Source organism: Pseudomonas bananamidigenes (genome assembly GCF_001679645.1).
In the GTDB taxonomy this organism is placed as follows: domain Bacteria; phylum Pseudomonadota; class Gammaproteobacteria; order Pseudomonadales; family Pseudomonadaceae; genus Aquipseudomonas; species Aquipseudomonas bananamidigenes.
Genome location: NZ_LRUN01000022.1, coordinates 1 through 10,735 on the forward strand (window position 1 = coordinate 1; position 10,735 = coordinate 10,735).

8 protein-coding genes and 1 pseudogene are annotated in these 10,735 nt (G+C 60.9%); all 9 read right to left on the minus strand.

Annotated features, from left to right (window positions below; translation table 11 throughout):
* Nucleotides 1-27: 27 nt before the first annotated feature.
* Nucleotides 28-882: a D-hexose-6-phosphate mutarotase gene (locus BBF94_RS07910; RefSeq protein WP_065258487.1), complete on the minus strand. Its 855-nt coding sequence runs from the start codon at nt 880-882 to the stop codon at nt 28-30.
* A gap of 113 nt (nt 883-995) precedes the next feature.
* Nucleotides 996-2,345, minus strand: a complete 1,350-nt coding sequence (locus BBF94_RS07915; RefSeq protein WP_065258488.1) for a carbohydrate porin — start codon at nt 2,343-2,345, stop codon at nt 996-998.
* Nucleotides 2,346-2,540: 195 nt separating this feature from the next.
* On the minus strand, nt 2,541-3,701 hold the full coding sequence (locus BBF94_RS07920) for an ABC transporter ATP-binding protein (RefSeq protein WP_065258489.1): 1,161 nt from the start codon (nt 3,699-3,701) through the stop codon (nt 2,541-2,543).
* A gap of 2 nt (nt 3,702-3,703) precedes the next feature.
* Nucleotides 3,704-4,549 carry a carbohydrate ABC transporter permease gene (locus BBF94_RS07925; RefSeq protein WP_065258490.1) on the minus strand — a complete coding sequence of 282 codons (846 nt, stop codon included), beginning with the start codon at nt 4,547-4,549 and terminating at the stop codon, nt 3,704-3,706.
* The gene (locus BBF94_RS07930) at nt 4,542-5,450 is read right to left on the minus strand and encodes a carbohydrate ABC transporter permease (RefSeq protein ID WP_065258491.1); all 909 of its coding nucleotides are present in this window, start codon (nt 5,448-5,450) and stop codon (nt 4,542-4,544) included. Before BBF94_RS07930 ends, BBF94_RS07925 begins: the two co-directional genes overlap by 8 nt.
* Before the next feature lie 93 nt (nt 5,451-5,543).
* Entirely contained in the window at nt 5,544-6,845 is a 1,302-nt protein-coding gene (locus BBF94_RS07935) for an ABC transporter substrate-binding protein (protein WP_065258492.1), read from the minus strand.
* A gap of 118 nt (nt 6,846-6,963) precedes the next feature.
* Complete coding sequence (locus BBF94_RS07940; protein ID WP_065258493.1) at nt 6,964-8,223, minus strand: D-mannose isomerase; 1,260 nt, start codon at nt 8,221-8,223, stop codon at nt 6,964-6,966.
* A 296-nt stretch (nt 8,224-8,519) separates the two neighbouring features.
* Complete coding sequence (locus BBF94_RS07945) at nt 8,520-9,947, minus strand: ATP-binding protein (RefSeq protein ID WP_162803532.1); 1,428 nt, start codon at nt 9,945-9,947, stop codon at nt 8,520-8,522.
* A gap of 31 nt (nt 9,948-9,978) precedes the next feature.
* Nucleotides 9,979-10,709, minus strand: a pseudogene (locus BBF94_RS07950) (response regulator).
* Nucleotides 10,710-10,735 lie beyond the last annotated feature (26 nt).

The window sequence follows — 10,735 nt, forward strand, 5'->3', positions numbered from 1 at the left end:
GTGAGGGCAGCGGAGGAACTGACTCACTCAAGCCCCCGCCCACGCCTGCAAACTCAAATGCGCCTTCTCCCCCGGCGCCAGATGCAGGCTGTCGGTGCCCCCCGCCGCCGCTTCGACACAGACAAATTCCGAGACCTCATCCCAGGTCACGCCCAGCAACGGCCGCGCCCCCGGATGCCACACCACCGTGTCCGCACTGTCACCGGTATCGATGCACAATTCACGCTGCCAGGCGTGATCCTTGAGTTGCAATTCGCCGTCATGCTGGAACACCCGCTGACACCCGCCATCGACCCGCAACTCACCTTCCTGCTGGCAGACTTCACGATTCAACTGATCGTAACCCTGCGCGCCCTCGAGCCCAGACAGCGCTATCTCACTCACGTCGCCAATACGCCAGTAAGCGTGCAAAGCCTGGCTCAACTGACACGGCATGTCGTCCTGATGCTCGGTGCTCAGGTGCAATTCCATGCGTTCGCCCAGGTGCGCGTGCAGGTCCACCTGCCAGTCGCACAGCTGCAATTGCCAGTGCAGGCGTACGCCGTCGTCGGCGGCGCTGCTGTCGAGCAGTTTCCAGTCCAGCAGTCGCGCCCAGCCATGGGACGGCCAGGCGTTTTCACTCGGATGGCGGCCATACCACGGCCAACAAACGGGTACGCCACCACGGATTGCGCCGACATGCGGCCACTTCGCCGCGCACCACAACCACGGCTTTTGCCCGCGCGGCTGAAAGTGCAGCAATTGCGCCCCCTGACGACTGAATACCGCCTGACACAGCGGATGGTCGATCACCAGCACATCGCGCATCTGATAGCGCTCCCAGGCGAACACCGGTCGTTCGCGCAAGGATTTGAAAAAGCGTTGCAGCGGATGCTCATGCATTTGCCACGGTCCTGAACTCGTCTTTCACAGGGCTGCGCCGCCCTCAAAAAAAAGCGGACAGCCTTGGCCGTCCGCAAATATGCGCACATGGAGAGGAGCTTATCGCAACAGCGTTAGAACGTAGACTGAATTTTCAGGCCGGCGACCAAAGCGTTGTCCACTTCATCCACACCACCCGGATGAGTGATGTATTGCAGGTTAGGACGCACGGTCAACCAGTTGGTGACGTGGAAGCCGTAGTTGATCTCGTAGTTGTATTCGGTCTCGCGAATCGGCGAGAACACCGGATTGTCGTAGTCCGAAACACCGTTGGAGACGTTCAGCAGCTCGGCGTTTTTCTTCACGTCGTCGTTGACGTGGATACGCGCCGCACCGATACCGACGTCATCTTTCGGACGGGCGTCGAACGGGCCTTTGTAGACAAACATCACCGACTGATAGTTGTCGATGAAGTTGGTGTCCTTGTCGTGGAACGTGGCGTTGGCCGCGATGTTCAGACCACGCGAAGCGTCACCGTTGTGGCTGGTGAGTTGCTGCTGCGCAACGAACCAGTAGCCGTGCTTGCTGCTGTGGGTGCGATAGGCGTTGCCGGTGGTTGCGGCGTCGTTGCCGTTGATGTCTTCGCGGACGTCTGCGGCATCAGCCGTGCTCTTGTAGTAACCGACGCGGTATTCGCCCGGCAGGCTGTTGACCTTCGGCGACCAGACCAGCTCGACCGGCAGCACGGTACCTTTGGTGCCGCTGCCGCTGAGTTTGAAGCCGTTGCCGTGTTCCAGCTGCGACGGGTTCTGGTTGTACGCGCCGATCTGCGCGTAGAGCTCGTCGTTGATGTTGTACTTCACGCGGATCGCGGCCTGGCTGACGGGCCAGTTGTACCAGATGTTGGTGGCCCAGTTACCGACCTGCGAGCCGCAGAACGCCAGGTTCTGGAAGTCGCACGGGAAGGTATTGAAGTCTTCGCCCTCACCGAAGTAACCGGCCTTGACGTCGAGCTTGTTGTCGAAGAATTGGTGCTGAATCCACAGTTGGGTCAGACGCACCATGTGGCCACGACCGTAGACTTCCTGCGAGGAAGACAGGGTGCCGGCACGCGGATCGCCAACGCGATCGTTGGAGATGTTCTGACCGTTACGGTTGGTCAGCTGGATCTTGGCCTGAGTGTTGTCCCAACCCCAGAGTTTCTGCAGGTCCAGAGCCACGCCCAGACCGAACTGGTCGCTGTAGCGGCCGGTCTTGTCGTCGTTGTAGCCGCCATGCAGGTTGGCGCCCATCTCACCGACGTAGTCAGCCTTGATGTCGATGCCTTGCTCGATCAATTTGGTCCGCTCGCCACCCCAGTCGCCCGTCATCCATTTGGAATCGGAGCTGAATGCATCGGCGGCCATGGCATTGCCGGCCATGACCAATGCGGCCGCGGCTGACACTTGGCAGATCAACCGGGCATTGACGTGTTTCTTTTTCATCCCTACATCCTCGTCTTTATTGTTATTAACTGTTTTTTCCAACGCGGTTTACATAACGTGCGATGGATTGCAGGCAATACACCGCGTGCTCCCCTGTGGGAGCGAGCCTGCTCGCGATAGCGGTTTTACTTCCCACATCTCAGTCGACTGATACTCCGCCTTCGCGAGCAGGCTCGCTCCCACACTCTTTGACCCTCAGCGCCCTTTGAACTGCGCCACGTTTGCAGATCGTGCTTCGACCCGAGAATGCCCCGCCACGCCCAGGCGCTCGCCGCTGTTGGCATCGAACAGCAGCACTTTCGACGGATCGAATTGCAGGGTCAGGGTCTCGCCCACCTGCGGCGCCACGTCCGGCGCCAGTCGGCAGCAGACCTTGGTCTCGTTGAGGTTGACGAACACCAGGGTGTCCGGACCGGTCGGTTCGGTAACCTGCACTTCAGCCTTGATGCTCGGCAGGCCGTTGCCTTCGCCATTGGCCAGCGCGATCTGCTCCGGACGCAGGCCGAGGATCACTTCGCGGTCTTCGAGACCGGCATCCTGCATCGCCATCGGCAGTTCGCAACGGGCCTGGCCGCTGTCAAGCAGCGCCACCAGACGACCGTCCTTGCGTTGCAGGCGCAGCGGGATGAAGTTCATCGGCGGCGAACCGATGAAGCTCGCCACGAACAGGTTGGCCGGGTCGTTGTAGATCTCCTTCGGCGTACCGAACTGCTGGATGATCCCGTCCTTCATCACCGCCACCTTGTCGCCCAGGGTCATCGCTTCGATCTGGTCGTGGGTCACGTAGACCGTGGTGGTCTTCAGACGCTGGTGCATCAGCTTCATTTCGGTGCGCATCTCGACGCGCAGCTTCGCGTCGAGGTTGGACAGCGGTTCGTCGAACAGATAGATCTTCGGTCGACGCGCCAGGGCACGGCCCATGGCGACCCGCTGTTGCTGGCCACCGGAGAGCTGACCCGGCTTGCGATTGAGCAGGTGCTCGATCTGCAACAGCTTGGCCACCCGGGCGACTTCTTCGTCGATGGCCGATTGAGGCATCTTGCGGATCTTCAGACCGAACTCGATGTTCTCGCGCACGCTCATGGTCGGGTACAACGCGTAGGACTGGAACACCATGGCGATGTCGCGATCTTTCGGGCTCATGCCGCTGACGTCCTGATCGCCGATCATGATCGCGCCGCCGGTGATGGTTTCCAGGCCGGCGATGCAGTTCATCAGGGTCGACTTGCCGCAGCCCGAAGGCCCGACAAGGATCAGGAACTCACCGTCCTTGATCGACAGTTCGATGTTCTTCAGGGTGTCCGGCAGACCGGCACCGTAGGTCTTGTTTACATTGCGAAGTTCGAGCGTAGCCATGATTACCCCTTGACTGCGCCGGCCGTCAGCCCGCGCACGAAATACTTGCCTGCGACCACATAGACCAGCAGGGTCGGCAGCCCGGCGATCATCGCCGCCGCCATGTCCACGTTGTATTCCTTGGCCCCGGTGCTGGTGTTGACCAGGTTGTTCAGCGCCACCGTGATCGGTTGCGAGTCCCCGCTGGAGAACACCACGCCGAACAGGAAGTCGTTCCAGATCTGGGTGAACTGCCAGATCAGGCAGACCATGATGATCGGGGTCGACATCGGCAGAATGATCCGGCGGAAGATGGTGAAGAATCCTGCGCCGTCCAGCCGCGCAGCCTTGATCAGCGCATCCGGAATGCTCACGTAGTAGTTACGGAAAAACAGCGTGGTGAACGCCAGCCCGTAAACCACATGCACGAACACAAGGCCCGTGGTGGTGCTCGCCAGGCCCATCTTGCCGAGGGTGAACGACGCCGGCAGCAGCACGGTCTGGAACGGCAGGAAGCAGCCGAACAGCAACAGGCCGAAGAACAGCTGCGAACCCTTGAAGCGCCAGAACGACAGCACATAGCCGTTCAACGCACCGATGGCGGTGGAGATGATCACGGCCGGAACGGTGATCTTGATCGAGTTCCAGAAGTACCCGTCAACCGTGGCCCAGGCTTTCACCCAGCCGATACCGCTGACCACGGTCGGCCAGCTCAGCAGGTTGCCGGTGGAGATGTCTTCCGGGGTCTTGAAGCTGGTCAACAGCATGACCACCAGCGGCACCAGATACAGCAGGACCGCAAGGATCAGCACCGCGTAGATCGCGATGCGACTCAGGCTGATGGAAGGTTTGGCAGCGAGACTAGTCATGACGCTTGGTCCTCAGCTCGGAGTACAGGTAAGGCACGATGATCGCGAGGATCGCACCGAGCATCAGGATTGCACTGGCCGAGCCCATGCCCATCTGCCCACGGCTGAACGTGAACGAGTACATGAACATCGCCGGCAGGTCGGAGGAGTAACCCGGGCCGCCGGCCGTCATGGCCGCCACCAGGTCGAAGCTCTTGATCGCGATGTGCGCCAGAATCATCACCGCACTGAAGAACACCGGACGCAGGCTTGGCAGCACCACTTTCCAGTAAATGTGCGGCATGCTCGCGCCGTCGATCTGGGCGGCACGGATGATCGACTGATCAACGCCACGCAGACCGGCGAGAAACATCGCCATGATGAAGCCCGAGGCTTGCCAGACCGCCGCGATCACCAGGCAATACACCACACGATCCGGGTCGATCAGCCAATCGAGACGGAAGCCTTCCCAGCCCCAGTCCCGCAGCAATTTGTCCAGGCCCATGCCCGGGTTGAGCAACCATTTCCACGCGGTACCGGTGACGATCATCGAGAGCGCCATCGGGTACAGGTAAATGGTGCGGATAAAGCCTTCGCGACGGATTCTCTGGTCGAGGAAAATCGCCAGCGTCACGCCGATCACCAAAGTGATGGCGATGAACATGCCGCCAAACACGGCCAGGTTCTTGCTCGCCACCCACCAGCGGTCGTTGTCGAACAGCCTTGCGTACTGCGCCAGCCCTGCCCACTTGTAGTTCGGCAGGAAGGTCGACGAGGTGAACGACAGGACAAACGTCCAGAGGATATAGCCATAAAAGCCCACCAGAACGATGAACATGCTCGGCGCCAGCACCAGTTTCGGTAGCCAGCGCTGCAATGCGTCGAACGGCGAGGCCTTGCTGAACACAGCAACAGAACTCATGGGAAGATCCAGTAAAAAAGATGAAGGACCGCTGCAAGCTGCCAGCTTCAAGCCGATGCGCGACTTGAAGCTGGCAGCTGCTCTACGCCGGTGTTACTTGGCTGCCTTGACGGCAGTGCCGAGTTTTTTGGCAGCGTCGGCCGGGTCGGCTTTCGGGTCGTTGATGTAGTTGGTCACGACATCGAAGAACGCCCCCTGCACCGCCAGCGTGGTCGCCATGTTGTGCGCCATGCTCGGCTGCAGGCCGCCGGTCTCGGCGTCTGCCAGGAAGTCCTTGGCAGCGGTCTGGGCGCAGGAGTCGAAACCATACTTGCCCATGTCGGCGAGCATGTCGTTGCGCACAGGGATCGAACCCTTGTTGATGCTGAAGACTTTCTGGAAGTTTTCACCCAGCACGACTTTGGCGATGTCCTGCTGACCGGCCGCAGTACCCGCGTCCTTCTGCTTGAACACGGCCAGTGAGTCGATGTTGTAGGTGAACGCCTTGTCGGTGCCCGGGAAGGCTACGCATTCGTAATCCTTGCCGGCGACTTTCTTGGCGGCGGTCCATTCGGACTTGGCCCAGTCACCCATGATCTGCATGCCGGCCTTGCCGTTGATGACCTTGGCCGCTTCCAGGTTCCAGTCCTGGCCTTTGCCGTCGACGTCCATGTAGGTCGCGACTTTCTTCAGCTCGGTCAGGGCCTTGACCATTTCCGGACCGGTCAGGGCAGCGTTGTCCAGGTCGACCAAGGCTTTCTTGTAACCATCAACGCCCATCACCGACAGCACGACCGCTTCGAACACGGTGCTGTCCTGCCAAGGCTGACCGCCGTGAGCCAGCGGGATGAAGCCTGCAGCCTTGAGCTTGTCACCGGCGGCGTAGAATTCTTCGAGGGTGGTCGGGGCTTTGGCGATACCGGCCTTTTTGAAGACTTCCGGGTTGATCCACAGCCAGTTCACCCGGTGAATGTTCACCGGCACGGCCACGTAATCACCGTCGTACTTCACGGTATCGGAGACTTTCTTGTCGAGCAGGCTGTCCCACTTCTCGGACTTGGAAACGTCCTTCAGCACGTCCGTGTCGAGCAGACCGGTCGAGGCCCATTCCTGGATGTCGGGGCCTTTGATCTGGGCCACGCCCGGCGGGTTGCCGGCGACGGCACGGCTTTTCAGCACGGTCATGGCAGTCGCACCGCCACCACCTGCGACAGCGCCGTCTTTCCAGGTGAAACCGTCTTTCTCCACTTGTGCCTTGAGTACATCGACGGCGGCTTTTTCGCCACCGGAGGTCCACCAATGCACGACTTCCACCGAACCTTTGGATTCGGCAGCGGAAACACTCAGGGGCAGCACAGCGAGCGGGAACAGGGAGGCGACAGAAATGACAGTAGCGAGACGAGAAATCGCATTCATCTGAGATGTACCTTTCTTGTTGTTATGCATGCAAGTCTGGTGCTTGCGCTGCAAACGAGTTTAAACAGAGCGTTTCCCCTCGCAGGTAACGAAGGGACGCGCAAATGTCACCGCATGGTTACACAGGAACGGGCCGGGACAACTGCGCCAGCGCCGTCGCCATGCTCGGCGCCAGCGGCAGACGCGGAATCAGCACCGCCTGCCAGGCGTGATACAGATCGGGTTTGCCCGCCCAGATATCGGCACTTGGACGGTTCTGCGGATCGAGTTCGTGATGCCAGCTGCCGTCGCAGCGGTCGATGAAATTCGCTTCGCAGAATTCCCAGAATAGCCGGTACCAGGATTCGTACTGCGCATCGCCAGTACGTTTGAGCAAGGCACTCGCAGCAGCGCTGGCCTCGGCATGGGTCCAGTGCAGGCGATGGCGCACCACAGCCTTGTTGTCCCAATCGAGGGTGTAGACGATGCCCGGGGCACCATCGACGTCCCAGCCATGACGGCAGTTTTGCTCGAACAGTTTTTGCGCATCGGTGACCAGCCAGCCGGGCGTGAGCATGCCGGCCCGGACTCGAGCGGCTTCGAGGTGGAGCAACAGCCGCGCCCACTCGAAACCATGGCCCGGCGTGGTGCCGTAGGGGCGGAAGCCGTCGGCGGGGTTGTCATGGTTGTATTCGCGCAGCGGCTGCCAGTTTCGGTCGAAATGTTCGATCACCAGGTAATCATTGGCGGCGGCGTGAACGTGGATCACCCGCTCGACAATGCGCTGTGCACGCACCAGCCAGCGCGGGTCCTCGGTGGCATCGGCCAGCGCGAGGAACGCTTCGGTGGCGTGCATGTTGCTGTTGGCGCCGCGATAGGCTTCTTCTTCGCGCCAGTCGCGGTTGAAGAATTCGCGCAGGGCGCCCTCTTCTTCACTCCAGAAATACGTGTCGATGATGTCGATGGCGTCATCCAGCAACGCTTGCGCGCCGGGGCGTTGCGCGACCACGGCGGAGCTCGCCGCGAGGGCCACGAAAGCATGCAGATAAGCATTCTTGCCGGTGTTGCCGTCGCGATGTCCGGCGACGGCGAACCAGCCACCGTGCAGCGCATCGCGCAACGGACCGCGCAATGCCGCAATGCCGTGATCGACCAGTTCGGCGAATCCCGGCAGGCCCTGAATGTGGGCCATGGTGAAGCTGTGGGTCATGCGCGCGGTGTTCATGGTTTCGGCGTGTGCGCCGGCCTGGAGCCGACCGCGCTCATCGAGATTGCCGAAGCCTTCGGGCAGTCGCGAAGCCTTGGCAAACGCCAGCAGGCGCAGGCCTTCATCGGCGAGCCATTGCTGGTGGGCAGGGGCGTTCAGCCAACTGCTGAAGCCCGGATTGAAGAGATCCATGGAAGGCCTTTTTTTGTTGTTATGACTGCGGGGAGTCTAAACAACGGGCCGGGAGGGGCTTGTAACGAAAGGGACCGTTTTTGTCACCGAGCCGTGACAAAGAGCCAGCCCTCACCCCAGCCCTCTCCCGGAGGGAGAGGGAGCTGACCGAGGGATATTGCAGAGCTACGCCGACCTGAACGATTCGCTTTGAATCCATAATCGATAAGGTCTTTCAGGTCGATGCATAACGCCGGACACCTCGGTCGGTCCCCTCTCCCTCCGGGAGAGGGTTAGGGTGAGGGCAAGCTTTTGACTCAATCCGCCGAGCGCGGCAATTGCAGGGTCACGCGCAATCCGCCTTCACGCAGATTCTGCAACGTCACTTCACCGCCATGGCTATGAGCAATGTTGCGCGCAATCCCCAACCCGAGCCCATACCCCTGCTGCTGCCCCGCCAGCCGGAAGTGTGGCTCGAACACCTGCTCCAGCCGCTGCTCCGGTACGCCCGGCCCTTCGTCATCGACGTGCAGCACGAACGCACTCTCGTCATCATCGATATGCAGATGCGCGTTCTGCCCGTACTTCAACGCATTGTCGATCAGGTTGCCGATGCAGCGCTTGAGCGCCAATGGCTTGCCCGGATACGCCGCCAGCGCCCGGCCCTGCTGGGTTACGCGGCCATTGCCGTTGGGCGCCAGATAGGGTTCCACCAGACAGTCGAGCACATGGTTCAGATCCACCGGCTCGATGTTTTCGTGAATGTCGGTGTCCTTCACACATTGCAGTGCGCCTTTGACCAGCAGTTCCAACTCGTCCAGATCGCGGCCGAACTTGGTTTGCAGTTGTTCGTCTTCGAGCAGTTCGACCCGCAGCCGCAGGCGGGTGATCGGCGTGCGCAGGTCATGGGAAATCGCGCTGAACAACTGACTGCGCTCGGTAAGGTAACGACTGATGCGCTCGCGCATGGTGTTGAACGCACGACCCACTTCCACCACCTCACTGCCGCCGCCCTCGGCCACCGGCTCGACGTCCGCGCCCAGCGACAAGTCCCGCGCCGCCCGCGCCAGACGCTTGAGGGGCCGACTCTGCCAATGCACCAGCAAGCCGATGAACAACAGCAGAAAACCGCTGGTGAAGACAATGAACCACACCTGCTGCGTCGGCAGGCCTTGCTCTTCGAGACTGGTGTAAGGCTCGGGCAACAGCGAGGCGATGTACAGCCATTCACCGGGCGCCAACTGGATCTGGGTCACCAGCACCGGCGGATTCACCGGTTCCAGGGTCAGTGCGTAATGCGCCCAGGAGCGTGGCAACTCATCGAGCTTCAAACCGGCGTTGAAGATCCGCAGATCATCGGGGCTGACGAAGGTCACCAGAATGTCGGTGTCCTGGCCCAATGACTGACGCAGCACTTCATCCACCGCTTGCAGCACCGCGGCCTTGCGCGGTGTGACCGGCAGCACTTCCATGCCCAGCGGTTTGTCGTTCAGTGTCACCACAAACCGCGTGCCACCCATGCTGCGCAACTGATCGAGCACCAACGGCCGGTAGGCCACCGGTAGCGAACGGAAGTAACTGACGCTGGCGGTCATCGAGTGGGCGAGGCTGCGGGCGCTGGTGACCAGGCCTTCGAGCTGGGTTGCGCGCAACTGGGAAACCCAGATCACGCTGGACAAGGTCTGCGCAAACAACACCGCCAGCAACGTCAGCAGCAACATCCGCCCGAGCAGCGAACGCGGCATCGGCACTTTGCTTGCGATGTTGCGCAGAAACTCAGTGGCCATTGCCGGCAACCACATTGGCCGCCAGTTGGTAGCCGCTGCCGCGCACGGTACGGATCAATCGTGGCGGCTTTTCGGTGTCGCGCAGGCGCTGACGCAAACGGCTGACGGCCATATCGACGATCCGATCGAGAGGCATCAGATCCCGGCCACGGGTGGCATTGCCGATGGTGTCGCGATCGAGGATTTCCTGGGGGTGATCCAGGAACAGCTTGAGCAGTGCGAAGTCGGCGCCGGACAGGATTACTTCCTCGCCGTCATTGTGGAACAGTCGATGACTGACCATGTCCAGTCGCCACTCATCGAAGGCCAGCACTTCACTGCCGCTTCGCTCCTGACCGAACTGGGCGCGGCGCAGCAAGGCCTTGATTCGCGCTTGCAGTTCGCGAGGGCTGAAAGGTTTGCCGAGGTAGTCGTCGGCGCCCAGCTCCAGACCGATCACCCGATCGGCCTCGTCGGAGCTGGCGGTGAGCATGATGATCGGCACCTGGGCCTGACGCGGATGCTGACGTACCCAGCGGCACAGGCTGAAGCCGTCCTCATCGGGGAGCATCACATCAAGGATCACCAGATCGCTCGGTGCCTCGTTCAGCGCCTGGCGAAAACCGGCGCCGTCGGCCGTGGCCCGTACCTGAAAACCCGCGCGGTCAGGTAGGTTTCCAGCAACTCGCGTATCTCCTGGTCGTCATCGACCAACAAAATCGACTTGTTGACTGAACTCACTTCGAAGGCATCCTTGTTGTTGGAAT

Bases quoted from the DNA above. Each gene is read 5' to 3' on its own strand.
- BBF94_RS07910 (WP_065258487.1), bottom strand. From the start codon at position 882: ATGCATGAGCATCCGCTGCAACGCTTTTTCAAATCCTTGCGCGAACGA.
- BBF94_RS07915 (WP_065258488.1), bottom strand. From the start codon at position 2,345: ATGAAAAAGAAACACGTCAATGCCCGGTTGATCTGCCAAGTGTCAGCC.
- BBF94_RS07920 (WP_065258489.1), bottom strand. From the start codon at position 3,701: ATGGCTACGCTCGAACTTCGCAATGTAAACAAGACCTACGGTGCCGGT.
- BBF94_RS07925 (WP_065258490.1), bottom strand. From the start codon at position 4,549: ATGACTAGTCTCGCTGCCAAACCTTCCATCAGCCTGAGTCGCATCGCG.
- BBF94_RS07930 (WP_065258491.1), bottom strand. From the start codon at position 5,450: ATGAGTTCTGTTGCTGTGTTCAGCAAGGCCTCGCCGTTCGACGCATTG.
- BBF94_RS07935 (WP_065258492.1), bottom strand. From the start codon at position 6,845: ATGAATGCGATTTCTCGTCTCGCTACTGTCATTTCTGTCGCCTCCCTG.
- BBF94_RS07940 (WP_065258493.1), bottom strand. From the start codon at position 8,223: ATGGATCTCTTCAATCCGGGCTTCAGCAGTTGGCTGAACGCCCCTGCC.
- BBF94_RS07945 (WP_162803532.1), bottom strand. From the start codon at position 9,947: ATGCCGCGTTCGCTGCTCGGGCGGATGTTGCTGCTGACGTTGCTGGCG.